General features: G+C 37.9%; 40 protein-coding genes and 3 pseudogenes. 37 read left to right on the forward strand and 6 right to left on the reverse strand.

All coding sequences use genetic code 11. The annotated features are described in order from the left end of the window. From NQ782_RS19560 to NQ782_RS19580, 5 genes and pseudogenes are all read right to left on the reverse strand, one after another. Positions 1-298, reverse strand: a pseudogene (locus NQ782_RS19560) (hypothetical protein); the annotation flags it as partial. Next, positions 295-1,416, reverse strand: a complete 1,122-nt coding sequence (locus NQ782_RS19565; RefSeq protein ID WP_001207475.1) for an ATP-binding protein — start codon at positions 1,414-1,416, stop codon at positions 295-297. The gene NQ782_RS19565 and the pseudogene NQ782_RS19560, both read right to left, overlap by 4 nt. A gap of 11 nt (positions 1,417-1,427) precedes the next feature. After that, positions 1,428-1,751, reverse strand: a complete 324-nt coding sequence (locus NQ782_RS19570; protein WP_000064464.1) for a hypothetical protein — start codon at positions 1,749-1,751, stop codon at positions 1,428-1,430. A gap of 2 nt (positions 1,752-1,753) precedes the next feature. Next, positions 1,754-2,194: a hypothetical protein gene (locus NQ782_RS19575; RefSeq protein WP_016653761.1), complete on the reverse strand. Its 441-nt coding sequence runs from the start codon at positions 2,192-2,194 to the stop codon at positions 1,754-1,756. A gap of 216 nt (positions 2,195-2,410) precedes the next feature. Continuing rightward, a complete protein-coding gene (locus NQ782_RS19580; protein WP_016653762.1) occupies positions 2,411-3,082 on the reverse strand; it encodes a LexA family transcriptional regulator in 672 nt (223 codons plus the stop codon). Between the two features lie 127 nt (positions 3,083-3,209). Here NQ782_RS19580 and NQ782_RS19585 point away from each other — a divergent pair, with 127 nt between their 5' ends. The 14 genes from NQ782_RS19585 (at position 3,210) to NQ782_RS19650 (ending at position 9,482) form a co-directional block, all read left to right on the forward strand. Then, positions 3,210-3,440 carry a YdaS family helix-turn-helix protein gene (locus NQ782_RS19585; RefSeq protein ID WP_016653763.1) on the forward strand — a complete coding sequence of 77 codons (231 nt, stop codon included), beginning with the start codon at positions 3,210-3,212 and terminating at the stop codon, positions 3,438-3,440. Positions 3,441-3,450: 10 nt separating this feature from the next. After that, entirely contained in the window at positions 3,451-3,771 is a 321-nt protein-coding gene (locus tag NQ782_RS19590) for a hypothetical protein (RefSeq protein WP_000049332.1), read from the forward strand. 55 nt (positions 3,772-3,826) lie between these two features. Beyond that, on the forward strand, positions 3,827-4,102 hold the full coding sequence (locus NQ782_RS19595) for a hypothetical protein (RefSeq protein ID WP_024435837.1): 276 nt from the start codon (positions 3,827-3,829) through the stop codon (positions 4,100-4,102). Next, positions 4,099-4,395, forward strand: coding sequence for a hypothetical protein (locus NQ782_RS19600; RefSeq protein ID WP_001084132.1), 297 nt, complete (start codon positions 4,099-4,101; stop codon positions 4,393-4,395). Before NQ782_RS19595 ends, NQ782_RS19600 begins: the two co-directional genes overlap by 4 nt. Then, on the forward strand, positions 4,392-4,754 hold the full coding sequence (locus tag NQ782_RS19605) for a hypothetical protein (protein WP_024434125.1): 363 nt from the start codon (positions 4,392-4,394) through the stop codon (positions 4,752-4,754). The genes NQ782_RS19600 and NQ782_RS19605 overlap by 4 nt, the downstream gene beginning before the upstream one ends. Then, positions 4,747-5,676, forward strand: a complete 930-nt coding sequence (locus NQ782_RS19610; protein ID WP_261485011.1) for a YdaU family protein — start codon at positions 4,747-4,749, stop codon at positions 5,674-5,676. Before NQ782_RS19605 ends, NQ782_RS19610 begins: the two co-directional genes overlap by 8 nt. Then, on the forward strand, positions 5,669-6,418 hold the full coding sequence (locus NQ782_RS19615; protein ID WP_261485013.1) for a hypothetical protein: 750 nt from the start codon (positions 5,669-5,671) through the stop codon (positions 6,416-6,418). Before NQ782_RS19610 ends, NQ782_RS19615 begins: the two co-directional genes overlap by 8 nt. After that, entirely contained in the window at positions 6,415-6,768 is a 354-nt protein-coding gene (locus tag NQ782_RS19620; protein WP_002132492.1) for a hypothetical protein, read from the forward strand. Before NQ782_RS19615 ends, NQ782_RS19620 begins: the two co-directional genes overlap by 4 nt. Then, positions 6,761-7,153 carry a hypothetical protein gene (locus NQ782_RS19625; protein WP_002132558.1) on the forward strand — a complete coding sequence of 131 codons (393 nt, stop codon included), beginning with the start codon at positions 6,761-6,763 and terminating at the stop codon, positions 7,151-7,153. The genes NQ782_RS19620 and NQ782_RS19625 overlap by 8 nt, the downstream gene beginning before the upstream one ends. Then, a complete protein-coding gene (locus NQ782_RS19630) occupies positions 7,153-7,554 on the forward strand; it encodes a DUF559 domain-containing protein (protein ID WP_016654280.1) in 402 nt (133 codons plus the stop codon). The genes NQ782_RS19625 and NQ782_RS19630 overlap by 1 nt, the downstream gene beginning before the upstream one ends. Further along, positions 7,551-8,027, forward strand: a complete 477-nt coding sequence (locus NQ782_RS19635; protein WP_001277128.1) for a hypothetical protein — start codon at positions 7,551-7,553, stop codon at positions 8,025-8,027. The genes NQ782_RS19630 and NQ782_RS19635 overlap by 4 nt, the downstream gene beginning before the upstream one ends. Then, the gene (locus NQ782_RS19640; protein WP_000861102.1) at positions 7,999-8,253 is read left to right on the forward strand and encodes a hypothetical protein; all 255 of its coding nucleotides are present in this window, start codon (positions 7,999-8,001) and stop codon (positions 8,251-8,253) included. Before NQ782_RS19635 ends, NQ782_RS19640 begins: the two co-directional genes overlap by 29 nt. Positions 8,254-8,498: 245 nt before the next feature. Then, positions 8,499-8,717, forward strand: coding sequence for a hypothetical protein (locus NQ782_RS19645; RefSeq protein ID WP_001017713.1), 219 nt, complete (start codon positions 8,499-8,501; stop codon positions 8,715-8,717). Positions 8,718-8,930: 213 nt separating this feature from the next. Next, positions 8,931-9,482 carry a hypothetical protein gene (locus NQ782_RS19650; RefSeq protein WP_079276100.1) on the forward strand — a complete coding sequence of 184 codons (552 nt, stop codon included), beginning with the start codon at positions 8,931-8,933 and terminating at the stop codon, positions 9,480-9,482. Positions 9,483-9,654: 172 nt separating this feature from the next. Here the strand turns inward: NQ782_RS19650 and NQ782_RS19655 are convergent, their stop codons facing one another. Further along, positions 9,655-9,888 carry a hypothetical protein gene (locus NQ782_RS19655; protein ID WP_000401164.1) on the reverse strand — a complete coding sequence of 78 codons (234 nt, stop codon included), beginning with the start codon at positions 9,886-9,888 and terminating at the stop codon, positions 9,655-9,657. A 644-nt stretch (positions 9,889-10,532) separates the two neighbouring features. Between NQ782_RS19655 and NQ782_RS19660 the strand changes: the two genes are divergently transcribed. The 23 genes and pseudogenes from NQ782_RS19660 to NQ782_RS19770 form a co-directional block, all read left to right on the forward strand. After that, a complete protein-coding gene (locus NQ782_RS19660; RefSeq protein WP_001039309.1) occupies positions 10,533-10,877 on the forward strand; it encodes a hypothetical protein in 345 nt (114 codons plus the stop codon). A 208-nt stretch (positions 10,878-11,085) separates the two neighbouring features. Continuing rightward, the gene (locus tag NQ782_RS19665) at positions 11,086-11,322 is read left to right on the forward strand and encodes a hypothetical protein (RefSeq protein WP_000152659.1); all 237 of its coding nucleotides are present in this window, start codon (positions 11,086-11,088) and stop codon (positions 11,320-11,322) included. A 663-nt stretch (positions 11,323-11,985) separates the two neighbouring features. After that, positions 11,986-12,441 carry a hypothetical protein gene (locus NQ782_RS19670; protein ID WP_000195750.1) on the forward strand — a complete coding sequence of 152 codons (456 nt, stop codon included), beginning with the start codon at positions 11,986-11,988 and terminating at the stop codon, positions 12,439-12,441. 60 nt (positions 12,442-12,501) lie between these two features. Beyond that, a pseudogene (locus NQ782_RS19675) lies at positions 12,502-12,935 on the forward strand (hypothetical protein). After that, a complete protein-coding gene (locus NQ782_RS19680; protein ID WP_002070171.1) occupies positions 12,904-13,545 on the forward strand; it encodes a putative metallopeptidase in 642 nt (213 codons plus the stop codon). Before NQ782_RS19675 ends, NQ782_RS19680 begins: the two are co-directional and overlap by 32 nt. 59 nt (positions 13,546-13,604) lie before the next feature. Beyond that, entirely contained in the window at positions 13,605-14,120 is a 516-nt protein-coding gene (locus NQ782_RS19685; RefSeq protein WP_000729387.1) for a DUF2280 domain-containing protein, read from the forward strand. Further along, on the forward strand, positions 14,080-15,372 hold the full coding sequence (locus tag NQ782_RS19690; protein WP_002047119.1) for a terminase large subunit domain-containing protein: 1,293 nt from the start codon (positions 14,080-14,082) through the stop codon (positions 15,370-15,372). Before NQ782_RS19685 ends, NQ782_RS19690 begins: the two co-directional genes overlap by 41 nt. A 39-nt stretch (positions 15,373-15,411) precedes the next feature. Then, positions 15,412-16,752, forward strand: coding sequence for a DUF4055 domain-containing protein (locus NQ782_RS19695; protein WP_024436024.1), 1,341 nt, complete (start codon positions 15,412-15,414; stop codon positions 16,750-16,752). Between the two features lie 9 nt (positions 16,753-16,761). Next, the gene (locus NQ782_RS19700; RefSeq protein ID WP_002070161.1) at positions 16,762-17,868 is read left to right on the forward strand and encodes a minor capsid protein; all 1,107 of its coding nucleotides are present in this window, start codon (positions 16,762-16,764) and stop codon (positions 17,866-17,868) included. Between the two features lie 8 nt (positions 17,869-17,876). Continuing rightward, on the forward strand, positions 17,877-18,305 hold the full coding sequence (locus NQ782_RS19705; RefSeq protein ID WP_005135688.1) for a hypothetical protein: 429 nt from the start codon (positions 17,877-17,879) through the stop codon (positions 18,303-18,305). A 98-nt stretch (positions 18,306-18,403) separates the two neighbouring features. Next, positions 18,404-18,646, forward strand: a complete 243-nt coding sequence (locus NQ782_RS19710; protein WP_005135687.1) for a hypothetical protein — start codon at positions 18,404-18,406, stop codon at positions 18,644-18,646. 15 nt (positions 18,647-18,661) lie between these two features. Further along, entirely contained in the window at positions 18,662-18,814 is a 153-nt protein-coding gene (locus tag NQ782_RS19715; RefSeq protein ID WP_002069037.1) for a hypothetical protein, read from the forward strand. A 51-nt stretch (positions 18,815-18,865) separates the two neighbouring features. Beyond that, entirely contained in the window at positions 18,866-19,180 is a 315-nt protein-coding gene (locus NQ782_RS19720) for a Gp49 family protein (protein ID WP_002069024.1), read from the forward strand. An 87-nt stretch (positions 19,181-19,267) separates the two neighbouring features. Continuing rightward, positions 19,268-20,059: a hypothetical protein gene (locus NQ782_RS19725; protein WP_000056395.1), complete on the forward strand. Its 792-nt coding sequence runs from the start codon at positions 19,268-19,270 to the stop codon at positions 20,057-20,059. A 13-nt stretch (positions 20,060-20,072) separates the two neighbouring features. Further along, a complete protein-coding gene (locus tag NQ782_RS19730) occupies positions 20,073-21,023 on the forward strand; it encodes a major capsid protein (protein ID WP_002069028.1) in 951 nt (316 codons plus the stop codon). 44 nt (positions 21,024-21,067) lie between these two features. Beyond that, complete coding sequence (locus NQ782_RS19735; protein WP_002069030.1) at positions 21,068-21,403, forward strand: HeH/LEM domain-containing protein; 336 nt, start codon at positions 21,068-21,070, stop codon at positions 21,401-21,403. Between the two features lie 3 nt (positions 21,404-21,406). Continuing rightward, positions 21,407-21,787, forward strand: a complete 381-nt coding sequence (locus NQ782_RS19740) for a hypothetical protein (RefSeq protein ID WP_002069017.1) — start codon at positions 21,407-21,409, stop codon at positions 21,785-21,787. Beyond that, positions 21,787-22,155: a hypothetical protein gene (locus NQ782_RS19745; RefSeq protein WP_002069021.1), complete on the forward strand. Its 369-nt coding sequence runs from the start codon at positions 21,787-21,789 to the stop codon at positions 22,153-22,155. The genes NQ782_RS19740 and NQ782_RS19745 overlap by 1 nt, the downstream gene beginning before the upstream one ends. A gap of 38 nt (positions 22,156-22,193) precedes the next feature. After that, positions 22,194-22,865, forward strand: coding sequence for a hypothetical protein (locus NQ782_RS19750; RefSeq protein WP_057069524.1), 672 nt, complete (start codon positions 22,194-22,196; stop codon positions 22,863-22,865). A 48-nt stretch (positions 22,866-22,913) separates the two neighbouring features. Continuing rightward, complete coding sequence (locus NQ782_RS19755; RefSeq protein WP_002069032.1) at positions 22,914-23,321, forward strand: hypothetical protein; 408 nt, start codon at positions 22,914-22,916, stop codon at positions 23,319-23,321. Further along, positions 23,293-23,661 (forward strand): hypothetical protein, encoded by a 369-nt coding sequence (locus NQ782_RS19760; RefSeq protein WP_032018985.1) that lies wholly within the window; start codon positions 23,293-23,295, stop codon positions 23,659-23,661. The genes NQ782_RS19755 and NQ782_RS19760 overlap by 29 nt, the downstream gene beginning before the upstream one ends. Position 23,662: 1 nt before the next feature. After that, positions 23,663-24,061, forward strand: a complete 399-nt coding sequence (locus NQ782_RS19765; RefSeq protein ID WP_002047117.1) for a phage tail terminator-like protein — start codon at positions 23,663-23,665, stop codon at positions 24,059-24,061. A gap of 68 nt (positions 24,062-24,129) precedes the next feature. Next, a pseudogene (locus NQ782_RS19770) lies at positions 24,130-24,343 on the forward strand (hypothetical protein); the annotation flags it as partial.

Here is a 24,343-nt window from a genome sequence, read left to right on the forward strand (position 1 = left end):
CAATTAATGCGTTAGTTTTGAAATCTAAAACATAAACCGTAGGTGAATATGTACTGATTACATAAACTTCCTGACCCTCTTCATACTCATCAATAGTTAATGGCTTTGTGAATGTAATGCCAGCCAGCTCAATAGTTTCGATTTTGATGCAGAATTCAAAACCCGGTTTACCAAAAACAGAAGCGGGGAATTGATCTAAGTCAGAAAAGTCCAACATGTCTCCAATAGGACGACAAAGAACAGTTTTACCTTTTTGAAGAGCTGCAAATGCTTCAGCTGCAGTGATTAGATTATTCATGCTGTCATCCCCGTTTTAGCTAATGTTTCAATGTCTTGTTTAACTGCTGGCAGATTTGCTGCTTCAATTTGGATAAGGGCATCTATGCCGAAGTGTTCACAAACTGTTTTCACGTCTAGGCCGCGTTCAGCTATGAAGTTTTGAAGTTCATCTCTTTGTTGATCTGAGATACCGTTAAATTCAGGTGGACTAATCCAAGTGCCACGTTGCTTATCAAACGTGCAATTCAATGCTTTAGCCCTCATTAACATTGCTTGGCGCATGTTCTGGTAATACATATGTTCTTTATCAAGCGACTCAGTTAATTGATTAAGGTCACCTGCATGCTCTGCTTCCTCACAGCTTTGTTTCCAGTTTTCTAGCTCTTCTTGGGCTTTAGCTGCTGCAAGTTGTGCAGGCGTTAAGGTGTTAATGTGATCTTTAGCTTGAGTAATCAGGTCAGCCAAGAAAGTAGGGTGTGCTTTAAGATCAGGTACCCATACTTCACCGGTTTCACCGCCTAAAGCACCTGAGTTTTTCGCATGATGTGTAGGCGAAGGTTTGAAATTAATAACGCGGGCATTTTTACCTTCACCAGTAGTAACAGTTGTTAGATAACCCATGACATCTGCGATACGGTAAAGCTCGTTACGGTTTTTACCACCTAGATCTGGGCGGTAAATAATTTGATCACCGTTTTGATCTTCTGATGCGTGTGCAATGAAAACAACATCTTTACCTAAACTGATCAAAGTATTGATGTATTGCTTGAACGTTTGGTTCGCTAAACCTTGAGCCTTTAACTTTAAAGAGCCATCTTTTTGACGGTTATTAGCAGTTAGCAATAGATGGGTTTTAATGCATTCAAGCATTGCACCCACGGTATCAATGACTACGGTTTTATATGGTGCTAAGTCCTGCGGAGTAAGGTTTGCAACATCACTCCATTGTTGAACCTGTACAACCGCACCACGACGTAATTCACCAGTACGGTGAGCACCACGGTCAAAGTCAAAAGAAATTGCTTTTTCCGCAGTAAAGCCCATCGATGATTTACCTAAACCCGGATCAGCGTATAGGTACACAATAATTGCTTGAACCAATAAAGTTTGGTCAGCAGTAATAATCGGTAACGCCATTTTTCTTATCCTCATCTTGAGCCAGTGAAGCCGCGCTTAGTTTTATAAGCTTTGCGGTCATAGGTAGGGATGTTTGTTTCACGCAGTTTTATAGCGAGCTGCTTTCTGCGCTGAAAATCGATTTCTTGGGTGAGTTCATTCCAAACTTTTGGATAAGAAGTTTGGAACCTGAACACATTTAAAGGCGTCTTAAATCCGTCTTTAACTTTGTAAAGAACTGAGCCATTAGCATTAGATGCGTACACTTGCCAGCCAATGCGGACAGAGTAGAGACCCTTATCATCACGGCCTAAAAATGACTTGTAGCCGTCAGGATGTTTTTTGAAATTAGACATCATTAAACCTCCACCAACTTGTTACGTTCGATGAAGCCTTTTAGAAGGTCATTGATGTTGCGGATGTCTTCAAATTCGGTGAAATCGTTATATGACTTACCGTTAATGTCAGTGATTTCATTCACAGTGAGTTGGGTAATATCGACAGCGGTGAATTCAGAACCCGGAACGCCGTAGCTGTCTGGATGAACTTCAAAATCAAAGCTAACGTTTAAACGGAAGCTATCTAATTTAATTACAGCAACGCCAGAATGTTTACCTGTGATTTTTGCGGTTAAAACACCGTAAGTACTTGATTGAGTTTTAGGGGTGAAAAGAGTAGGTGCTTCTTTTGTTTGGAAAGCTGGTTGCAATTGGCAAGCAACTAAAGAACCACCAGAGATTGCAAGAGCAGCCATGCTGACAAATGCAAAGGAGTTGAAAGGGGTAGCTTTTACGTTCATAATTGATCTCGCAGTTTGCAAAAGCACATCAGATTTAGCGGTCGGTGTGCTTTTTTGTTGTCTACGAGACAAATATAGTTTTATCTATTATTAGTGTCAATAGGTATAACTATAAAATGATAGGTGTAAATTTCTAAATTGATAGGTAAACCTATAAATAAAAAGCCCACCTTATAGGTGGGCAAATGTATAAAATTGTTTCTATAGGTGAATTTATTAACCAGCTCGCCAAAATTGACGACCCATTACCTTAAAATTTTTTCCATTCTCATCAGTAACTTTTCGATCTCTAAACTTTTCATTGAGACTATGAAGAATTAGAGACCCATCAGCCTCTTTAAAAATTTGCTTCAACATTCCTTCACCAGCGAAGTAAACAGCATATATTTCACCGTCAATAACTTCAGTTTGAGAAATATCAATACCAACTAAGTCACCATCTTTGATGTAATCCATCATGCTATCACCTTTAGCTTTGATGATACGCATGCAATCCTCAGAGACACGTTTTTCTTTAAAAAATGATGGTGGAAAAGGGATTGCTCCATTGATTGCATCAAAATGAAATTCAATAGATTCACCTGGTCCACATGAAAAATTAGCTTCCACTACGTCAATCCAAATGTAATTGTCTATTCCTTTATGAACCACTTTAGGTTTTACAAAATCATCTTCGGAAAAACCATCTTCAGTTTTTCCAGTAGTTAGCCAATACGCATCTACACCTAAGTATTTTGCAATCAGTGGAAGGAAAGCAGACTTCAAGCTCTTACCACTTTCTAAGGCTTGATATGTGGGTTGTTTAATACCAACTGCTTCAGCTACTTCATACTGACTTTTACCAGCTTTAGTACGAGCTTCTTTGAGTCGAGTTGCCAAATCAGACATAACAAAAACCTTAATTTGTTTGGAATTGGATTTTATAGGCTCAACTATAAAACTTCAAAAAGGCATACCTATTGACATATGATAGGTATAACTATAAATTAACTATCAAAATAGGAGTTTGATAGTTATGAGCCAAAATCTCATCGCAATCTATGAAAAATTAGTTGAGTTCTTAGGTGGCCAAACAAAGACAGCTCAAGTCCTACTTATAAAACAACCCTCTGTAAATGCTTGGCTTAAAGGAAAAAACCAAATGTCCGAAAAGATTGCATTACGCGCTGAGCGTGTAACTAAAGGTCGTTTTAAAGCTTATGAGCTTTGTCCATCACTTTCAGAATTCGAAACATTAACCGCTTAGGACCTTACCCATGAGCAAAGTATCAAATGAATTGCCTGCAAGCGCTAGCAATAACGAATCGCTCATATTGCAAGCACTTAACGCTAGCAACCAAAGACAAGTAGCAGAGATGATAAATGTCGATGCGAGCATCCTTTCACGGATGAAAACAGAAAAGAAATCAAATGGTTGGACTGAGATTGAGTTTATTAGCTTTTTGTTGACAGCCATTGGTTTGAAGGTTGTGCAAGAGAGTGATGTGTATTGCTCACCTGAAATTGCAGAAGCAACGCGAGTTTATTTAGCACATGCATTCACTTCACCTGAATACATGCGGATTTTATTCAAATAAAAAACCACTACCTGCGCGAACAGGAGTGGTTAGGCATTCAATTGAGGTGGATCAAATGAACACAAACAATTTATCAGAACAACCAATCGAACTCAACTCACCAGATTTTTTAATAGGTGACGTTGTAGTGCTTACTAAAGAGTGCCGTACTTTCAAATCAAATGATTTGTTTGAAGTTAAAAACAAAACTTTGACTAGTTTATGGACCATCAAATCAGAGAAACATTTGATTCTGGTTTCATCAAAAGAAATCCGTACAGCAACAGTTGCTGAACTTAATGCCAAACGCCGACTAACAAGCGCTGAGCAAGCATTAGCGGAGGTGTCATGAACAGCTTTACACACCAAATCAAAGATTCTCGCCAGCAAAGTGAAATCCAATCTTTCTATGAGCCTGCATTGCGAGTACTTGGCCACCTATTTGAGGTGAAAAAGCAAAATTTACGCAACAAAGGGTATGACGAAAATAATGCGGCGGTAACCAAAGTTGAATTTTCAGAGGCTATGGCTCGTCAATTTCGCATAACGCAGTGGTTAGCACAGCAGATTGTAACCAGCTTAACCAAGGCGTGTTTGGTTGATTCTTTTGGAGGCTATGTTAAGCCAAAGGATGGTGAAAAGTGAGATATGCAGCAAAAAGAAAACAGGATATTTCCGTTTCCACCACACCGCTAGAGGTGGTAATTCCACTGGAACAACCAGTAAAGATCTATTCGGCTAAAGAATTAGCAGCTATGCCACTTTCAGTTATGAATGCCGCAATTGAGGCTCAGGAAAGATTTTATCAACTTGAAGAATTAACCCATATGGGGGGGCAGGCTATAGCAGTTCGCCGTCTCATGGAGGATGGGCACAAACTAATTCAGGTGAAAGAAAAGTCTCGTATTCGCTACAAAATCAACAACGAATTTATTCCTCCAAGAATTATTCGTCAGTTGGAAATGCGCGGTCTTGTAAAATTAGGAGCAGTCACTGATGTATAAATATCTCCACCATATCAGCGACTTTATGGTTGCTACAGCGCACCTTAGCCCAGTTGAAGAGTGCTTTTATCGCCGTGCTCTCGATTTTTATTATTTGAATGAAAAACCATTACCCAAAGAAACCCAGTCGGTTTTTCGTCGGTTACGTGCAAATACCCAAGAAGAAAGGGATGCAGTATTAATTGTGCTGCAAGAGTTTTTTGTGGAAGAGGAAGACGGGTTTCACAACAAACGTTGTGATTCAGAAATCGCCGCTTATCAAAAAGTAGGGGATAAAAATCGTGAAAATGGTAAGAAAGGTGGGCGTCCACGTAAGGAAAAACCAAAAGAAAACCAAAGTGAAGGCGACTCGGTTAATTCTGAAAACCCACAAAAACCCAGTTGGTTAATTTTGGGTTCTGAAAGTGAAAGCCAAAAAAACCTTAACCATAAACCGTTAACCGATAACCAATATATAGATAGTAGTAGTAATGCGCGTGAAGAAAATTCGCAATTTACACCAATCCAATTTGCTCAGTATCAGATCGATGATCACAAGCGTTACTCAATGCGTGAATTCATTTCTGAATACAGCGAGTTTCAATACGATTTCATCTCACTTGCTCAACAAAGATTTGTTTCTGTACCTGAAATCGACTTGAGAACCATGATTCAAAATTTCGGTGACTGGTACTTTGCAAACGAATCAAGTTCGTTGAATACACCAAGCATCTGGTTGGTTAAGTGGTTCTCTTGGGTTCAAAACAACGAGAAACAAGTTGCTGCAAACCGCAAGAAACAAGAGCAAATCACTTCAACCGGTCAAAAACCACAAGAGTCGGGTTACTTCGCTAATCTTTTTGAAGAACAGAGCGAATCTCAAATCGTGGATGTAACCCCAGCAAAAAAGTTTCCAATGATTGAGGAGGTAGGTCATGCATGAGATTACCTTGAACGAAGTGCGTCAATTAATCGCTTCTCTTCGCACTGTTTACGCTGCTCAGTTCAATAAGCAATTTCCAGCAACAGGAGAAAGTGCAATTCCTCTGTCAGTGGTTGAGCAAATCGCACTTAAAACACTGGTTGGCGTTCAACAAAACCAATTTAACAACGCACTTGCTCGTTTACTTACAGCAGGTGGACGTTTTATGCCGTCATTTGCTGAGTTTCGCACCTGGTGTATTGGTGAAAGTTGGATGTCTTCAGAGGAAGCTTGGTCACGTGCATGTAAGTTTACGACTGACCGTACCGTGGTTATTACACAAATTACAAAATATGCATTAGACGAAGTGATGTATTTGATCGAAGCCGGCCAAATGCGAGCAGCTCAAGATAATTTCTTCGGAACCTACAACGTGATGGTGGCTAAAGCTCAATTGAAAGGTCGTCAGCAAGAGTTTTACGCTCCACCGCTACAACTAGAACACAAAGAACCTAAACACGTTCCTGTGAGCAATGAAGAAGCGCAAAAGCATCTCCAATCATTGATGGAACGTTTAAAAATCAATGGTCGTAAACCTGCACCAGTACAAAAGCTTAAGGCTAAGGAAAAAGAGCCTGAACTTGCAAAAGAATTAGGTCCAGATCCTTTCGATAATCCGCACGAATACGCAGAGATGTGCCGCCGTGAAGGTATGCCTATTCCAAGAAATATTCTGCAGTTAATTGAAGGGGCGAATGCATGAAAGCATCTAAATTGATTAGAGATAAAGGACTGCAATACGCGAAGGAAATCGTAGATTCAGCACCTTCTAACGCAACTGAATGGAATGAAGGTTTCGAGTTCCAATGTGGTCAAAGTGTAGAGATTAGCAAGGCTGATCGAGAAAAGTATTTTGTAGACATTTCCGAACTCAAGCGCCTGCTGGAATCGATTGATCAAATTAATGCGTTTGATGGCGGTATTAAAGAAGCTAAAGAGATTCTAAGCCGCATCAATAAAAATGGCAGCAAGTACGCGACATTATTTGAAAGACCTGCATTAGAGCAAGCCATCCGCGACCACGAATCAATATACGGAGGCGGTAATGTTTGAACAAATATTAAAACACCGCCCTAAAGGTGCGACACATTGGCAGGCTGGATATTACTACAACAGTGATGAATGTGGGATTTGGTCTATTTGGGAAAACGGGAAGTGGCATGGAGATTTTAAATTTCCAGATGGTGTTATGACTAAGTTGCCAGAGGAAAAGGAGCCAGCCATGATTGAGTTTGAGGGTAAATCTGGAAAGTGGGCTTGGGAGATTCAAAAAGAACAACAAGCGAATTTAGTTGAGCTAAGAAGTTCAATTGAAAACCTAGTTCAAAAGTATAAACACGATGCTCATGCTTCAAGCCTTTTTGGCGATCAAGATAAAGCACGAGTTTATAACTGCTTTGCTAATCAGTTGAAAAATTTGCTGAAAGGTGGTGCTTGATGTCATCAGTCAGCATTGCTGAATACCGCAAGTTATTTCCGATAAAGAAAAATAAAAAGCGGCGTTCAGCAAAGCAAGGTACAAGACAGCCGAGTGAAGGCGAGACGGTATTAGCAACACATTTAAAAGCATGCAAGATCAGTTTTGAACAGGAATATAAATTCCATCCTGAACGTAAATGGAGAGCAGATTTTTTAATAACGGGTACAAAGATTTTGATTGAGGTGGAAGGCGGGATCTGGAGTGGAGGCCGTCATACAAGGGGCAAAGGCTATATAGGGGATATGGAGAAATACAACTCCGCAGCAATGATGGGTTTTACAGTTTTACGGTTCAGCACAGAGCAAGTGAAAGCAGGCGTGGCGATTAAACAAATTGAGCAATTGGTAGGTGAAAAATGAGTGCAGTTTTAAAAACACAACAAATGGATTGGTCTAAATATACTATTGACGGTTGGTTAGAGCAGTTTGGCGCATGGTGTGAAACAGTTAGAATGAAAGGGGGTGATTTGCCAGATGGGCTTCATATCAATCAAATTTACTGGTTGATGCGTGAAGCTGGCAAAGAAGTACAAAAAAGTAAATCTTATATTCGATGTGAGATCAGTGATTATGAGGCGGATCAAATTCAAGCACTTTTACGAAGTCTATTAAATTCTGATAAAACAGATTTTACAACTAAGTTTGCATTAATTTGTTTAATTAAAAATAAGGTTGAAAATAAAGGATTGTTGAAGGTTGCTCAAGAAACAAACCAATCTAAAGCTCAGGTCGCAATTATGGTGAGTTGCGCTAGATTTTATTTATTAGGTCATGATAAAAGATTAAGACAAAATGGAGGTTCAAATGAAAACATACACTGTAAAACTATATGAAGGCGTTAGTCGGGAGAAAGTTAATGAAACTTTGAAATACTACCCTGATTATTTTGGTAAAATATCAATAATTACAAATGTAATTAATAATAAATTGCAATTAACACTAAAAGCATTTGAAGGAATCGACGTTATAACTGCCAATGATCTAATGATTAAAATCGTTGAACGTTTAAAAGCTTCTCAATTAGTAGAAAAGCATAATTTAGACTTGTTGACTGTCTAGACGCTTTATGGCATATTTTTGATATAGTGGACGAAGTTATAAGCGTTGCACCAATTTGTTTTAAAAGCTCACTTAATCGTGGGCTTTTAATTAGGATTTGAGAAAACATGAAATTTATCGTATATTAAACTTACTATATGATGTCTATTTCCATTATAGTGTTTTTCAGTTGAAAAGCTTAGTCCGTACTTTCCCCAAGGTACGGATTTTTTTTATTTTTTGCTATATAGTCCAGGCTGGTAAAAATGAATATCTGTGTTGGTGGTGAATTAGATGGGCAAGTGATCGAAAAAGAAGGCAGATTACTTAAGGCTTCTGACATTGATCCATCATTCAAAACTGAGTACTACAAGCAAGTTTTTAACCGTGACAACATTAATTATCATTTTTGGCTACCAATAGGGTCCAACTTGCATGAAATGTCAAAGCGAGTTTTGGATATTTTGAGAGCATCAAAAAATTAAGCTTAAAGTATATTGTAAATACATCTTCTAACTTGTATGATATGTCACAAATACTGCGCTGAAAGTTTTTTGTTTTTTGACCCGTTTCTTTTTAGAAGCGGGTTTTTTAATTTTTCTTTATGTATTTAAATTAGATGAAAGTATATGTTGCTTTTATTAGGTAGCTTATTGTTTACTTCGCATTAAAATTATTCTTTCTAAGAAGTTAATAAAATGAAAAATTATTTAATAGGGTTAGTTATTACTTTGGGTATTAGTGGATGTGTATCTATACCGTCCATAGACTTTTCGCAGCAAAAAGTTGAAAGGTTTAATCCAGTTAAAAATTGGATTAGTGTTGATACCGCTCCAGTCAAGGATATGCCAAATGGCAAAGAAATCTTTAAATTGAAAGGGGGAAGTGAAGTTTATGTATTCTGGTACCAAGATGAATGGGCGTTATTAAATCCAAATATGGATAGACAACAATGGATTGATACTAAATATTTGTGCAGTTTTGCTGGTTGTTATACTCCACCAGTCACCTATAGATATTCAAAAGGGAGTTTTGATAACAGGCAGCCTGTTTACTCAACTCCTCAAAGAGAATCAAAAGGCTATAATAATACTAGAACTAGAAGTTCTACTACTACACGGACTCCAAGAAGTTATAGTAAAACGACTAATAACTCTTGTTACTGCACATCTGGAACTTATTGTGTTGGGCCTAGAGGTGGACATTACTGCCTTAATAGCACAGGTTCAAAAAGATATCTTCCACGATAAACTGTATAAGCTTTAAGAAGCTCTGCTAAATATCGATTATTGGCGGGCTATTTTATTGTTAAGTATTTCTGTAAGATCTGAGTGTTGCTTTAAACAACAATAAACCTTAATGATCAGCGCAAAAGTCATAAGGGGAAAGCCTACTTGAAAGAGTAGGCTGTTTTATGAGAAATCATTCAAGTTCAAGTTGATTGTCATCCTTAGTAACTTTTATTTTTAATTTTTTGTATTTGCGTTTGTTTGGATCTAAAGCGGAGTTTGATACTTCATCGGCAAATTTAGGATTCTGCATTAATTTGTAATAGGTTTTATACCCAATACGAATTCTAGTTGGTGGGCAGTCAGTTCTTTTTGAGTAATATTCAATCTGCGAATTTAATTCGTCTAAAAGTGTTTGGTGTTCCATTGTGTTATTGATTTTGGCAGTTAGGTAAACTAAGGATACTGTAATTTACAAAATCAAGCAGAAGTAATTGATACACATTGTGTTTATTGGTTGTAATGGTTAGTGCATTAATAAGATTAAATGTGACTTATTTAACAAAAAAAAAGTGTTGAGTGAAATTTAATCAAAATGTCACATGGCTGGTTTAAATTATATTTATAAAAATAAAAATGATAGAAGATTGCAACGGACAATAACTATGCAAGCATGATTCTCAAACGATTGAATTAAGCTGACTCTAACAAGTTGGCTTTTTTTTAGCTATCGATTTTTAAATGTGCTAGCCGGGAAATACGGCAAAGCCTCACTATTGATTAGTGGGGGCTTTTTCTTTTTGTGTTAAGCTGATCTCCATAATTTTATGGATTAGTACAATGTTTATTTGCGTTGATGGTGAACTCAATGGGCAAGTGATAGAAAAAAGGGGCGTTAAGAACAAAGATGTATATAAATATTATAAAACTCAGTAATTGCATAATAAATTCAAATATTTACTTAAAATCAGGGTGACAGAATTTAAACAATCTTTACCTAGGCGAAGGATTTAGTAAATCAAATAAACATTATTTTAGACGGATAATTATAAAAAACGGAGTACAAATGTCGTGAATAAGAATGTAGAGCTAATAAATTACATTGATGTAGCTGAGACAGTTTACGAACGGGTATATGAAAATAATAAAATTTCAAATAATTTGATCGTTAATCTAAATCGCATTATGGCTGAGATAAAGAATCAAGCTGCAGAAAAAAGACTCAAATTGAAGTACAGCTCAATAGACTTTGAACATTGTTTAAGTTTGCCTTTAGCTGATCGCAAGATAAAAGTAGATTTAAGTCTTATACCTCATTTTGAAGATCGTGAAGAAAGTATTTTGTGGTTAACTAACTTTATTGGAAAAATTTGTGAGCCCAGAAAGATGCAAAGACAGAAAAAAAAACTTCATTAAGTACCTGTGAATTTTAGATGAACAGCCCTTAAAGCGGTTTTTTATTGCTAGTAGAATATTTAAGGTATCTTTTCTAATAGGCACATACTATTAAAGTGTTTTTTATTTATTTTTTAGATTGAAAAGATTGCTATTGGAGTAATTTAAATATAAAAATCTTTATTGATTGAGCGTAGTTGTTATACAGGATATTTATAAGGATTTTAAAATGACAATTATCACATTGCTTGATGTTGAGACGAAGAAGAAGGTGATAGTTCGGTCCGTAATAGACCCAATAGCAAGAATAGACAAAAAAGGGAATATACAAATTATTCAAATTCATAAATGGCTATATGATGAATCTGGAGATTTCGTTGATGAAGACTTATATGAGGCACTCAACAATGGAGAAGTTGGAATATACATAACTTTGCAGTATATGATCATTAATATTGAAAATTAATTATTTTTTATTTTTAGTCAGTTTGAGTTCTTAGTCTCTAGAGCCTAATGGTTACTACACATAAGACCTTATTAAGTATTACCTATTGATGGGCACATATTCTTTATAACTCTTGATAAGTAAAAAAATTATGTAGGCTAAAAATAAAACTATTTAAAAAAGAAATCTTTATCTATTTAAATATGAATATTTGATATTTTTAATTCAATCCCTATTGCTAGTGCTTAAATATTATGCCAATATGAAGTTGGAGATATTTCCGAATAGATATTTCCTATTTCAGGTCTAAGCGTTTTTTTTCGCTAAGCCCATTTCTGAATAAAAATAGGAAGTGGGCTTTTTTATTTTTAAATATTTCAGTATTATCAGTGTGTTGCTTTAAGTAACACTAAACCTTATTGATCAGCGCAAATATCAAAAAAAGGGGGAGCTTGCCTACTAGGCAAGCTTTTTAAATTGATGATTTAAACACAATAATCCATTTTAAAGCTCAATAGAAAGATCAAACTTCCATAGCTTTTATTTGTACTAATTTATTGAATATAATCGTTTTTATAATTTTTAAAATTTTCTTAAACTAAAAATGGAAAATTTCTTGTTGCAACATTGTTATAATAGGACTACCTTAAGAAAAATACTTTATAAAAATGAGGAGCTGCTGAAATGACACAGTATCTCATGTTTGCGGAAAATATTTATAACAAAATTAAAGATGAGGAATTGTTTTCACATGACTGTATTGAAAATATGAACTTACTTATGACATGTATACGCAGAGAAATTAAGGGAACAGAATTTAAATTAAAATATAATTTTATTGATTTTGTTGAATTGTTTAGTAAACAATTAGATGAATGTAAAGTAAAAATAGATGTGAGTTTGATTCCTCCTCATAATTCAGAAGGTGAGTATATTTTATGGTTAGCTGGATTTATCGAAAAAATTACAGAAGGTGGACCTAAACCACCTCCGCCTATAAAGAAATTTATTCCAGAGTATATGAGCTTCAAATCTGAATTAGATTTTTTACCCTTAAATGAGGAAAAAATTCAAAACGAAGGTAAAGAAATTACGGATTACTTTAATTCAAAGCTTTATAAGGCAACTTTTAAGAAGTAATACTATATTGCCTGTGAGTTTAGCCACCGCCTTAGGGCGGTTTTTTTATGGGTGAGAATAATGGATTCTACAGAATACTTTTGGCTTACTCGGAAAAAGAACCTAAAACCAAGCCTAAATCCAGACCGCTACCTAAAGCGAAGCAAAAATATCTCGAGGCTGAGGCAACACTTAAGGAAGAACTTGAGGATTTGGCGATTGGTTTTGAAAGTAAGTTTCAACCGATCCATACCAAACACTGGCGCTTTGATTTTCATATTGTGAAATTGCGTTTGCTCATTGAAATTGAGGGTGGGCCCTGGTCTGGTGGACGTGGTGGAAAGCTGGCAAATAAAGCATGGAGTCTTGATCGATATGATCAAGCTGAAGAGATGGGTTATAAAATAGAGCGCTTTCATCCAGATTCTATTTTGTCGGGATATGTCATCAACTGGATAAAAAGTGAATTAGCGAGAATTGAAGATGGAGCAAATAAGACCATTTCCACCGACTGATTTTATTGATCAAGCAGATGAAGAAGAAGCAATTAGACTAACACCAGCACCAGATCTAAAAAAATGGGTTGTTGCTAATTACTTAACTATTGGTGGACCTCTTTATAACCCCGATCATGATCACATAGGTGAACTGCTTCACGATAATGAAGAATTTTTAGCATTCGCGTGGGCCTCTTCTGCATATAAAAGCAAGCAAGCTATGGTGTTGGGCCAGTGCGAAAAAGTCATGTTCAATGTCGGTGGCTGGCGTAAAGCTCGACAAGAGCAACAGATGCGAGACTGGTTTGGTTTTGTACCTACATATTTAATAACGGTCGATGCATCTTTCTGTGAGCGTGCAAACGATACAGAGTTCTGTTACTTGCTTGAACATGAGCTTTATCACATTGGTGTGATGAAGGACGAAGACGGCGAAATCATTTATAGCGATAGTACGGGGCTGCCTAAGCATTACTTAGCTGGTCATGATGTAGAAGAATTTGTTGGCGTGGTTAAACGGTGGGGACCAAGTAAGAATGTTAAGCGACTTATTGAAGTCGCAAAAAATCCGCCGTTTGTTTCGAATCTTGATATTTCAAAATGCTGCGGAAACTGCGTAATCAACTGAGCCGAATGGCTCTTTTTTTTTGCCTTCTTTGCTAGACGTAGCTAGACAAAGGTGGGGGTATGGCTGCACTTAAAGAACAGGTAAAAATATTTATTGTTCAAGCGCTTGCCTGCATGGATACCCCTCAACAGGTAGCTAATGCTGTCAAGCAAGAATTTAACATTGAGATTGATCGAAAACAGGTACAACTTTATGACCCGACAAAAGCGGCAGGAAAGAATTTAAGTAAGAAATATAAAGACCTTTTTCATAAAACCCGAGAGGACTTTAAAAAGAATGTTTATGACATCCCTTTAGCTAATAAAGCCTATCGGCTTAAAGAACTTCAGAAGATTTATGAAGACTGGAAGAACAACAGGCTTATGAAGCAAGGGGTTATTAAACAGGTTCGGGAAGAAATGCAGGGTTATGACCTGATGTTATTAAATCTTGAGTTAAAGCAACTTGAGATTGAAAAGTTAAGAGAGGGTGAAGGTGATGAAGATCCAACACCAGTCAAGGTAACTATTCAAGTTGTGGATGCGAGTAAAAAAGATGCCGAACATCAATCCGACACTGAATGTACCTCAGGCTAATTTTTTGCAGATGGAAAAGAAGTTCCGCGCATTTGTCGCTGGCTTTGGATCGGGAAAGACTTGGGTTGGATGCTCCAGTTTATGCAACAAAGCTTGGGAATTCCCTAAAGTACCTTTGGGTTATTTTGCTCCAACTTACCCGCAGATTCGCGACATTTTCTTTCCAACTATTGAAGAGGTTGCTTTCGATTGGGGGCTTAAAACTAAGGTTTATGAAACCAATAAAGAGGTGGATATCTATTATGGTCGGCAATATCGAACGACAATCATTTGCCGGTCTATGGAGAAACCAGCAACAATTGTAGGTTTTAAAATTGGCCACGCCTTGATTGATGAACTTGATGTTATGGCCAAGGTCAAAGCTCAACAGGCTTGGCGTAAGATCATCGCACGTATGCGTTATAAGCAAGCTGGTTTGCTCAACGGTATTGATGTGGCCACTACACCTGAAGGTTTTAAGTTTACATACGAGCAATTTGTTAAAGAGGCAAATAAATCAGAGGCTAAGCGTAAGCTATATGGAATGATTCAAGCTTCAACTTATGACAATGAAGCTAATCTTCCAGATGACTACATATCATCACTTTATGAGTCTTATCCGCCGCAATTAATTTCAGCTTATTTAAGAGGGCAGTTTGTCAATTTAACCAGCGGTGCTGTTTACCCCGACTTTGATCGAGTTCTAAACCACACGGATGAAGAAATTAAGAAAGGTGAGCCTTTACTCATTGGTATGGATTTTAACGTGCTTAAAATGGCTGCTGTGGTTTATGTCATTCGAGAAGGGAAGCCAAGAGCTTTAGATGAACTGGTTGGCGTGAGAGATACACCGACGATGTGTCAATTGATTAATGAGCGCTTTCCAGATCACGATATTACCGTGATTCCAGATGCTTCAGGTCAGGCAACATCTTCAAAGAACTTCAGTGAATCAGATCATGCAATCTTAAAGAAAAATGGATTCAAAGTTGAAGTGAATGGTGTGAATCCCGGAATTAAAGATCGTATTACTGCTGTTAATGCACAAATCCTAAATGCTGAGGGTGAACGACACTTAAAAGTGAACACAAATAAGTGCCCTAACTTTACGGCTACTTTAGAACAGCAAGTCTATGATGATTTTGGAATGCCAGATAAAAGCGCTGGTTTGGACCACGTTGGCGATGCTGGTGGATATCCAATAGCCAAGAGATTCCCGATCATCATTCAGAAAGTATTTAAACGGCGCACAATCGCTGGTTTTTCCCGTTAAACAACGCACCTTTTCAGGTGCTTTTTTATTGGTGTTTTTATGGCAGTTACTGATAAACATCCGCAGTATATTGCTGCACAAAAAAGCTGGTTGATTATGCGTGACGCCGTTGCTGGTGAAGAGCAGATCAAACAGGCACAAACAAAGTACCTAGCTAAATCGGCCGGAATGATTGAGGCTGAAAAGCAAGGTGATACGACTGGAGAGATTTATAAGGCCTATCTAAGTCGAGCTCAGTATCCGCTATGGGTTCAGGACGCATTACGCACAATGATCGGGTTAGTTTCAAAGCTTGAGCCGAATATTGTGATTGAAAGTTCTCTACTTAAAGGATTGATAGAGAATGCAACAAATGACGGTTTTGGGCTTAAACAGCTCTTTATTCGCATTTGTTCAGAGTTGCTAGAGTTTGGGCGCTGTGGGCTGCTTGTCGATGTTGATGCTAACGGAGTGCCATATTTCGCCTTATATGATGCGTTATCTATTATCAACTGGAAGGAAAACAGTATCGGTGGTCGTAAAGATCTAAAACTGTTAGTGCTCGAGGAGCAATTTGATAATAGTGAAGATGAATTCGGGCACGAAACTAAAACGGTTCACCGCGTTCTATCTATGGATGATGGAGCATTAGCGGTCCGATTGTTCGATGGTTCAAATGTGGAGGATAAAACTCCCGATCTCGGCGGTAATCAACTTTCTTTCACACCATTTGTTTTCTGCGGTGCCACTAGTAATTCTCCGGATGTAGGTACCATACCGCTTTTGACAATGGCCAAGGCTGCTCTGAAGTATTACCAACTTAGTGCAGATTATTACCAGTCACTTCACCATACAGCTCATCCGCAGCCTTGGATTAATGGACTTGAGGGTGATGAAGATATTAGCGTTACTGGTGTTATGGCTGTCTGGAGTCTTCCTCCAAATTCACAATGTGGTTATTTAGAAATTTCAGGTAACGGCATTGAACTCACTAAAAAGGAAATGGATGCGCAAAAAAATTCAGCATTAGAAGCTGGGGCTAAAGTAGTTGATACCAATACACAGGAATCAGGTGAAGCGCGCCGTGCACGGCAAGACGATCAGCAAGCAAGTCTTCACAGTATCGTGATGTGTGCAGCTGCAGCAATTGAACAAGCCATTAAATATGCAGCGCAGTGGTTAAAGCTGGATTCGACAAAATATTCATTTACAGTTGAACCTGAGTTTATTGTGCAGGTCACGGATATTAATCTTGCAAAACAGCTTTATGAGGGTGCTATTTCAGGGAAAAACTCTTTCCGCACATATTGGGAATACCTGATGACAGGTAAATTACCAGCTCACGACTATCAGGAAGAAGTGAAGCGGGTTGAAGGTGAACGGGACAGTATGCCGTTGTAGAGGTGACGTATGGCTTCAAAAGAAGATAAATCATTGATTGAAGTACTTACCCAACATCAGGCGTACTTATATCGGGTGTCTTCTCAATCTGTTAATGAGCTACTAAAAATCTTTAATGATGAGTCAATATTAATGTTGGCAAAGCTTCGGGATTTGCTTGATGAATTAAATGATTCTGAAAAGATGGCTCTAGCAAGTGGACAGTACACAACGTCAAATCTGAAGGAAGTTCGTGATCTGATTGCTCAGTGGTTTACTGCAATAAACACTGCATTACCTGAAGCTTTCGCTGTTTCTGCTACTGCCTTGGCTGTTTATGAAGCCAATTACATGGCGAAGCTATATGGCGGCAAGATCAAAAAACCAAATGGTGGAAAGCTATATGCAGCAGCTAAAAAAATACCATTGGTAGGTGGGGCTCTTGTTGATGATCTGCTATCAAGAATTGCTGAAAATGCCCGCCAAAAGGTTGAGTATGCAATTCGGGATGGCATTAACTCAGGTAAAACAAATCAGGAAATAGTTCAGCGTATTCGCGGCACCAAGCGCCTTAATTATGAGGATGGGCTTTTAAGTAGCTCTAAGACGGATATTGAACGTACCGTAAGAACAGTTCGTAGTCATGTTGCTAATCAAACGTATTTAGATACTTTCAAACAGTTAGGTTTTGAGTATGTTCGTTTTATTAGTGTATTGGATGGAAGAACATCTAAGCTTTGTGCTCATTTAGACGGTACTGTCTGGAGGATTGATGATCCGGCAAAACGTGTACCGCCGTTGCATCCTAATTGTCGCAGCGAACTAGTACCAGTTAAAAAAGATGGTCAACTTATCGGTGAACGGCCATTTGTAATGGACGAACGTAGAGTTAAAGACATCCCCAAAGAAGAGCGAAGCCAGTTAATAGGACAGTTAGATGCAAACACCACATTCAAAGAGTTCTTTAAGAAAACAGATGATTTCTTTCAAAGGGAGTGGCTAGGGCCAAAGCGCTTTAAGCTCTATAAAGATGGGAAATTTGATTTTGATAAGTTCTTTGATCCTGAAGGCCGTTTCTATAGCTTAGATGATTTGAGAAAGTTGGATGAAAAAGCTTTTAAAAAGTTGGGTCTGTAATTTTTCTTATGTTATATTTTTTAAAACATCAGAATTTATACAATATGAAAACAATAGCTTTTGTATGTCTAACCCTAATTTCCATCACTTGTTTAGCTGAACCAAGTCAAAAATATCTTAAAGAATATGATCGATTGTCTGAAGCTTTGGAGTCAGCAATGGCAAATGCATATTCTTTTGATCCTGCAACTGGTCAAGTAAAACAGGCTACTCAAGGTTTAGAAGCTAAAAATAATTTATGTAGAGCTGCCCAGGCGAAACTAAACCTCACCACGTTTTTAAAAGACAATTTAGAGGAATCTAAAGAGCTTTATAAATCTATTGATGGTGCAGAGACTCTAGATAAAAATTATCTTAGTGGACAACAGCAGGAACAACAAACTCTCGTTTCAAATTTGAAAAAAGACCTTGTTGGAACAGGGTTTAAATGTGAGTAATTATTGCCGATTACAGGTAATTCTAAACTCACTTAAGACACAATTTTCACCTATATAAGCGCCCAAATGGCGCTTTTGTCATTTATGGAGTTTGGCTTATGAGTGAATCAAAAGTTAGACATTTGGTACTTAAAAGAGTTTCAGATAAATCTTCTCATCTTGCTCTTTGTGACGAGGAAACAGGTATTCCATTAGCTGGATTAACCGCTGTAAAAATGAATTGTAGTGTTTTTGAGGGTCCAGCGACTATCACAGCAACATTTGATGTAGGCGGTCCTCAAGGAATCCGCTTGGTTGGTGACGAACCTAGACAAAGGGTTTGGGGTGCAAAGGAAACGTAGCTAAAGGTACTGCAAATGTCTGAAAAGCAAATCAATATGTCAGATGCTCAATATATTTTGAGCACAAAATTAATTCTGGTGCCTTTTCTTCAAATTAAGATTTCAAGAGCCATGGCAATTTATGGTTTTACTTTTGCAAGATTAAAAGCAATCGCACTCATCAATTAGAACTTAATTTTTAACCTTAGCACCTTCGGGTGCTTTTTTTGTGAGAAGAAAATGATCAAAGAAGTAACAGAGCAAGAGTTAGCTGAAAAGTCTGTGGCACCCCGAGTAACTAAAGCGCAAATTGATGCATTGATGGAGCGTGTTACATATACGGTTGAGCAACGTCCCGGAGGCACGACATCTACTTTTGTACATGCATTTTTAGATGAAAAGTTTTTTCTAGCAACGGGTTTTAGTGCATGTGTGAATGCTGAAAACTTTGATGCTGAAATTGGTGAGCGTATGGCTCGTGGAAATGCAGAAAAGTCAGCCGAAAATAAACTTTGGGAGCTAGAAGGCTACCGTTTATTTGCAACAAATTTCTAAGTTTTTAATCGAAATCTAGCGTCCTTAGGGGCGCTTTTTTAATGCCTTGAGATAAGGCTTTACCCCAATCAAACGAGAGGTTTGAACATGTCATTGCCATTTATTGTTGATTCACTTGATGCAATCAAAGAAGAACACCGAGCTTTATATGTCGAGGAAAACGGGAAGTTTCGCCTTGATTTAGAAGGCTATGAAGATCCAAAAGGTTTGAAATCTGCACTTCAAAGCGAGCGTGAGGCTGCAAGAACTGCAAATCGACAACTTCAGGAACTTCAAAAACAATTTGAGGGTATTGATCCTGAAATTGTTAAGAAAGTCTTTGCTCAACTTGACCAAGATGAAGAGGCTAAATTAATCGCAGACGGCAAGGTTAACGAAGTGATTCAGAAGCGTACCGAGAAGATGCGTGAAGAACATGAAAAGTTACTGAAGGCTGAAAAAGAACGTGCTGATAAAGCCGAAGCTTATGCACAAAAGTTCAAGCAATCAGTGATTCAGAGCCAAATTGTACAGGCTGCTATTGAACTTGAAGCATTGCCAGAAGCGACTCCTGATATCGCCTTTTTAGCTCAGTCAAAATTTGCATTAGATGAAAACGGTAAAGCTGTGGCAGTTGATGAAAATGGCGAAGTGGTGATTGGTAAAGACGGTCAGACGCCTATGACTCCAAAAGAATGGGTTGAATCTCTACGCGAGCAAAAACCGTATTACTGGCCTAAGCCTAATGGCATGGGCGCACCTGGTAGCAACAATTCAAAAGGTCAGCCAGACATTCTCAAAGCAGATGGCTCGGTAAATATGACCAAATTGGCGCAATTACGAAATGAAAACCCGCAACTAGCTAAAGAGCTAGCGGCAAAACACGGTATTAAACTTTAAGGAGTAAAGCCTAATGGCTGAGACAAAAATTGCTGATGTAATCGTACCTGAGTTATTTACTCCGTACGTATTAAATAAGACTGCCGAGAAGTCTGCTTTATGGCAGTCAGGCATTGTTGGGGAGCTTGATGAAAAAGTTGCTTTTGGTACAGAAGGCGGTACCACAGTAAATATTCCTTTCTGGAATGATTTAAGCGGTGAGTCTGAAGTACTTTCAGATTCAAAACCTTTATCTGTAAATAACATCACTTCAGGCAAGGACATTGCGATTCTTCATGCACGTGGTAAAGCATGGGGCGCTAATGATTTGGCTAAAGCATTATCTGGTGACGATCCACTTGGTGCGGTTGGTGATCTGGTCGCAGATTACTGGTCGCGTGAATTTCAGGGGTTTACCGTAAATACACTTAAAGGTGTATTTGGGTCTGCAAGCATGGCAGGTAATACCCATGATATTTCGGCTGGAACTGGAGCTGCAGCTGTAATTGATGGCGTATCTTTTGTTGATGCTTCTTATAAGTTGGGTGATGCCGTAGATAAATTAACGGCTATTGCAATGCACTCGGCAACCATGGCGGCTTTAGCTAAGCAAGGCTTAATCGAAACTGTTCGAGATGCTGATGGTGTGGTTCTCTACAAAACCTTTATGGACCGTCGTGTGATTGTTGATGATGGTATGCCCGTTGAAGGTGATGTCTTTACCTCATTCTTGTTTGGCCAAGGTGCGATTGGTTTCCAAGATATTGGCGCACCAGTTGGTGTAGAGACTGATCGCGACAGTCTAGCAGGTACAGATATTCTTATTAACCGTCGTCACTTTGTATTGCATCCTCGTGGCATTAAATGGGCAGGTGCAACGGGTATCGCACCTAATAATGCCGGTCTTGCTACGTCTGATAACTGGGAACGTGTCTACGATCCTAAACAGATCCGTATTGTGGCATTCAAGCACAAGATCAAATAACAAAAAGGCGGGTAACACCGCCTTATCTTTTTGGAGATCCACATATGGGACTTTCATCATTTAACCGTGCACGGGAAAGACAACAAATGACAGAAACAAAAATTGCTGAGCTTGAAGAACAACTGGCAACTTTGAAAGGTGAATTCATTGCTTTCCAAAATGATCCTGAAGCAATGAAAGCACGTATTGCTGAACTTGAATCAGGTGAAGGTGGTCAAACACCTGAAGATGACCAAAAACCAAGTGATACTCAACCACAACCAATTAACTATGCTGGTTTAAAAGTTGATGAGTTGCGTGCGGTCTTGACTGAAAAAGGCATTGCATTTGAAGCAGGTGCTAAAAAAGATGAACTTTTAGCATTAATTCCAAAGGAATAATTCATGAGCTTTATCACTGAACAAGAAGCGATAGAACATGTTGAAGGCTTTGATGCTTTATCTGCCAGTGATAAGGCTCAATACCTTCAGATGGCTGAAGCTTATCTATTAGCACGTAACGTTAAGCTTTATGAAGATGCTACCCAAGTACCTGAACCTTTAAAAACGGCCTCCTATCAAATCATCAAGGGCATTATGAAAGGTGATCTATATCAAGGGCAAGAACAGGCACTAAAACGTAAGAAAGTCAAAGCTGATACGGTTGAAACTGAAAAGGAATATCAGGACGGATCAGTAAAACTTAGTGCGATTGAGCAATTCATTCTTGATTTGATTAAGCCTTACAGCAAACGAAAAGCTGTATTTTTTGTCAGGAAAATCTAATGAGTTTACGTGACGAAATTCAGGCAGATATTGCTGAAGCATTTAATGATGATTTAGCGGATGCCGTTCATACCTTTACATGTGAGCGGATCTCAAAAACAAATTGGGATCCTAAGACTGAAACGTATGTTGAAGTTAAAGAAAACTATTCTGGCCGTGGTGTTCTTTTTGGCTCATACAGTCAATATGAAATACAAACGCTTGGAGTATTGGCCACGGATAAAAAGGCGACCGTGCTTCAAAATGAAGTAACTATGACTCCAAAAATTGATGATGAATGGTTAACAAGCTTAGGCTCATTCCGGGTAATTCATATTCAACAGGATCCAGCATCTACTATTTGGAAATGTCAGTTGAGGAAGGTTTAAATACTTGTTCTAATATCCTTCTAAACTAGGGGGATATTATGTTACTAAAAGGAAATAATGCTGAAAAAATTGCGACTACCTTAATATTTTTCATAATTTTGCTAGTAACTTATATATTAGTTAACTTAGCCTTTAGATCAATCACGCACACAACACTAGAAAATATGGTGAAAGATGGAATGAGCTTCTCAGCTACAGCTATAGCTCCCATCATAGCTATTTTGTTATTTAGTGATTGGCGGGTACAACATTTAGCTATCAAAATGGAGACCGCAGCTGAAAAAATTGTAAAAAATTTACTCGATATTAATTTTGAAATAGATATTTTAGATGCAGAAGTTAGAAAGGATATTAAAAACATAAATGTTGAAGATACTCAAAAAATAATTTTTGATCTGAGAAAGCGCTTAATTGAACAAAATACTCAATTAGGTATTACGTTTGATGGTGAACCTAAAACAAATGACTTTATTAATCAGATTAATGATTTAATGTATGAGATGTTAAATTATTTAAATTTAATGAATATTGCTATTATTGCTCACGAAAAACTTAAGAATAATACGACAATTTTTGAGAGTGATGAAGTTAAAACGTTTTATGCGGACAAAGAGAATCTCTATTTCAAAAAGTCTTTTGAAAGATTTACTGGATTTGTAGAAACGCTTTCTACAATAAATAATTCCTTGCGAGAATTTAAGATTAAATAAAAACCCACTTCGGTGGGTTTTTTTAATGGGGGCAATTTAGGAGTTTAAATGATAAGCACAGATTACGTACCTTTATGGCATATCTCACCATTTCAACATGTTCAATACACTCTTGCTAGAAGTCAGCTTCACATGGATCTGTTATTCGAGGACATGAATAACGTTGATAAGTTCTTGTCTACTGAAGGTGCTGCTGCACAAGTTGATTTTTATTCTGACGGCGCGTATGCAGTTGTTCAGTTGGGCGATACCTCAGAAAGAAATTTAATTGAAGTGTATGGATTGCTTTTACATAAAGCTGTTCATGTCTGGCAAAAGATTAAAAAGCTAATGGGTGAGCGCGAGCCAAGTGTTGAGTTTGAAGCATATTCAATTCAAGCGATCGCTCAAGACCTTTTTAAAATGTATGAAGAAAGCGAGGTGAATGATGGGATGGAAGGGGAAAAAGCCAACTGAATTTAGTTTTGATGTGGCTAAAACAGCAGAGGAAAAGGTAAAGAAAATTACAATGGATGCTGTTCAGTCTTTAGTGGTTTCAAGTCCTGTTGATACTGGCGCTTATCGTGCTTCGCATATCGTTTCAATTGAATCTGGTGATTATAGTGTCCGTGGACCTGAAACAAATGCTATTCAGGATGCAGCTATTCAAGCTGTAAAGATTAAATTGGGCAATTTAGTTTATATCCAGAACAACCAGCCTTATGCAGAGCGCTTAGAAAATGGGTGGTCTGATCAAGCACCACAAGGAATTTACAACACCACCTTTACCTTTATTTCTCAGAAGTATGGCGGCTAAAATGGCAATGACTTTAGAGCAGACAAGGCAAGCTATTATCGATCGTATGCAAGCTTTTACCGGTATTACGCAAGACAGAATCCAGTATCCAAATTTACCAGGCTTTAATGTACCTAAAGATGGTGTTTGGTGCCGCTTAACGATTGCAGGTGGTCCCAGTTTTACTTCTGGCATTGCAGATAAGCCATGTACTCGCCGTACCGGTAATATCATGATTCAATGCTTTGCACGTCCCAATTCAGGAATAATCGAAATCACAAAATTGAGTGATGCATTACTTGCTCATTTTGAATATTTCTCAATCGAACATTTAGAATGTTTGAATGGCCAATCTATTTATGCGGGTAAAGATGCTGACTTCATTCAATACAATGTATCAATAAGTTTTTTAGTTAACTAAAGCACATAACAAACCAATCTTTCACTACCACCTCATCGGTGGTTTTTTTATGTCTATAGGAATCACTTATGAGCAATTTTGTTTTTAAGCGTGGTGACACTTTCAACTTAAATCTTCAGCTAGTTGATATGGATGAAACTTTGCAATATCCACCCGATGATGTTCGCCGTGCAATTGATCTGACGGGTTATACCTTTACTTCACAGATTAAAGCTTTGGCTGATGGAGCAGCTGTGGCTACCTTGACTTGTGCTGCATTAAATCAAAGTACACAGAAGGGAT

Origin of the sequence: Acinetobacter sp. BD54, assembly GCF_044778325.1 — a bacterium.
GTDB classification, from domain to species: domain Bacteria; phylum Pseudomonadota; class Gammaproteobacteria; order Pseudomonadales; family Moraxellaceae; genus Acinetobacter; species Acinetobacter baumannii.

Coding starts and splice junctions, on each gene's coding strand:
- NQ782_RS19565 (WP_001207475.1), bottom strand. CDS start 1,416: ATGGCGTTACCGATTATTACTGCTGACCAAACTTTATTGGTTCAAGCA.
- NQ782_RS19570 (WP_000064464.1), bottom strand. CDS start 1,751: ATGTCTAATTTCAAAAAACATCCTGACGGCTACAAGTCATTTTTAGGC.
- NQ782_RS19575 (WP_016653761.1), bottom strand. CDS start 2,194: ATGAACGTAAAAGCTACCCCTTTCAACTCCTTTGCATTTGTCAGCATG.
- NQ782_RS19580 (WP_016653762.1), bottom strand. CDS start 3,082: ATGTCTGATTTGGCAACTCGACTCAAAGAAGCTCGTACTAAAGCTGGT.
- NQ782_RS19585 (WP_016653763.1), top strand. CDS start 3,210: ATGAGCCAAAATCTCATCGCAATCTATGAAAAATTAGTTGAGTTCTTA.
- NQ782_RS19590 (WP_000049332.1), top strand. CDS start 3,451: ATGAGCAAAGTATCAAATGAATTGCCTGCAAGCGCTAGCAATAACGAA.
- NQ782_RS19595 (WP_024435837.1), top strand. CDS start 3,827: ATGAACACAAACAATTTATCAGAACAACCAATCGAACTCAACTCACCA.
- NQ782_RS19600 (WP_001084132.1), top strand. CDS start 4,099: ATGAACAGCTTTACACACCAAATCAAAGATTCTCGCCAGCAAAGTGAA.
- NQ782_RS19610 (WP_261485011.1), top strand. CDS start 4,747: ATGTATAAATATCTCCACCATATCAGCGACTTTATGGTTGCTACAGCG.
- NQ782_RS19615 (WP_261485013.1), top strand. CDS start 5,669: ATGCATGAGATTACCTTGAACGAAGTGCGTCAATTAATCGCTTCTCTT.
- NQ782_RS19620 (WP_002132492.1), top strand. CDS start 6,415: ATGAAAGCATCTAAATTGATTAGAGATAAAGGACTGCAATACGCGAAG.
- NQ782_RS19625 (WP_002132558.1), top strand. CDS start 6,761: ATGTTTGAACAAATATTAAAACACCGCCCTAAAGGTGCGACACATTGG.
- NQ782_RS19630 (WP_016654280.1), top strand. CDS start 7,153: ATGTCATCAGTCAGCATTGCTGAATACCGCAAGTTATTTCCGATAAAG.
- NQ782_RS19635 (WP_001277128.1), top strand. CDS start 7,551: ATGAGTGCAGTTTTAAAAACACAACAAATGGATTGGTCTAAATATACT.
- NQ782_RS19640 (WP_000861102.1), top strand. CDS start 7,999: ATGAAAACATACACTGTAAAACTATATGAAGGCGTTAGTCGGGAGAAA.
- NQ782_RS19645 (WP_001017713.1), top strand. CDS start 8,499: ATGAATATCTGTGTTGGTGGTGAATTAGATGGGCAAGTGATCGAAAAA.
- NQ782_RS19650 (WP_079276100.1), top strand. CDS start 8,931: ATGAAAAATTATTTAATAGGGTTAGTTATTACTTTGGGTATTAGTGGA.
- NQ782_RS19655 (WP_000401164.1), bottom strand. CDS start 9,888: ATGGAACACCAAACACTTTTAGACGAATTAAATTCGCAGATTGAATAT.
- NQ782_RS19665 (WP_000152659.1), top strand. CDS start 11,086: ATGACAATTATCACATTGCTTGATGTTGAGACGAAGAAGAAGGTGATA.
- NQ782_RS19670 (WP_000195750.1), top strand. CDS start 11,986: ATGACACAGTATCTCATGTTTGCGGAAAATATTTATAACAAAATTAAA.
- NQ782_RS19680 (WP_002070171.1), top strand. CDS start 12,904: ATGGAGCAAATAAGACCATTTCCACCGACTGATTTTATTGATCAAGCA.
- NQ782_RS19685 (WP_000729387.1), top strand. CDS start 13,605: ATGGCTGCACTTAAAGAACAGGTAAAAATATTTATTGTTCAAGCGCTT.
- NQ782_RS19690 (WP_002047119.1), top strand. CDS start 14,080: ATGCCGAACATCAATCCGACACTGAATGTACCTCAGGCTAATTTTTTG.
- NQ782_RS19695 (WP_024436024.1), top strand. CDS start 15,412: ATGGCAGTTACTGATAAACATCCGCAGTATATTGCTGCACAAAAAAGC.
- NQ782_RS19700 (WP_002070161.1), top strand. CDS start 16,762: ATGGCTTCAAAAGAAGATAAATCATTGATTGAAGTACTTACCCAACAT.
- NQ782_RS19705 (WP_005135688.1), top strand. CDS start 17,877: ATGTTATATTTTTTAAAACATCAGAATTTATACAATATGAAAACAATA.
- NQ782_RS19710 (WP_005135687.1), top strand. CDS start 18,404: ATGAGTGAATCAAAAGTTAGACATTTGGTACTTAAAAGAGTTTCAGAT.
- NQ782_RS19715 (WP_002069037.1), top strand. CDS start 18,662: ATGTCTGAAAAGCAAATCAATATGTCAGATGCTCAATATATTTTGAGC.
- NQ782_RS19720 (WP_002069024.1), top strand. CDS start 18,866: ATGATCAAAGAAGTAACAGAGCAAGAGTTAGCTGAAAAGTCTGTGGCA.
- NQ782_RS19725 (WP_000056395.1), top strand. CDS start 19,268: ATGTCATTGCCATTTATTGTTGATTCACTTGATGCAATCAAAGAAGAA.
- NQ782_RS19730 (WP_002069028.1), top strand. CDS start 20,073: ATGGCTGAGACAAAAATTGCTGATGTAATCGTACCTGAGTTATTTACT.
- NQ782_RS19735 (WP_002069030.1), top strand. CDS start 21,068: ATGGGACTTTCATCATTTAACCGTGCACGGGAAAGACAACAAATGACA.
- NQ782_RS19740 (WP_002069017.1), top strand. CDS start 21,407: ATGAGCTTTATCACTGAACAAGAAGCGATAGAACATGTTGAAGGCTTT.
- NQ782_RS19745 (WP_002069021.1), top strand. CDS start 21,787: ATGAGTTTACGTGACGAAATTCAGGCAGATATTGCTGAAGCATTTAAT.
- NQ782_RS19750 (WP_057069524.1), top strand. CDS start 22,194: ATGTTACTAAAAGGAAATAATGCTGAAAAAATTGCGACTACCTTAATA.
- NQ782_RS19755 (WP_002069032.1), top strand. CDS start 22,914: ATGATAAGCACAGATTACGTACCTTTATGGCATATCTCACCATTTCAA.
- NQ782_RS19760 (WP_032018985.1), top strand. CDS start 23,293: ATGGGATGGAAGGGGAAAAAGCCAACTGAATTTAGTTTTGATGTGGCT.
- NQ782_RS19765 (WP_002047117.1), top strand. CDS start 23,663: ATGGCAATGACTTTAGAGCAGACAAGGCAAGCTATTATCGATCGTATG.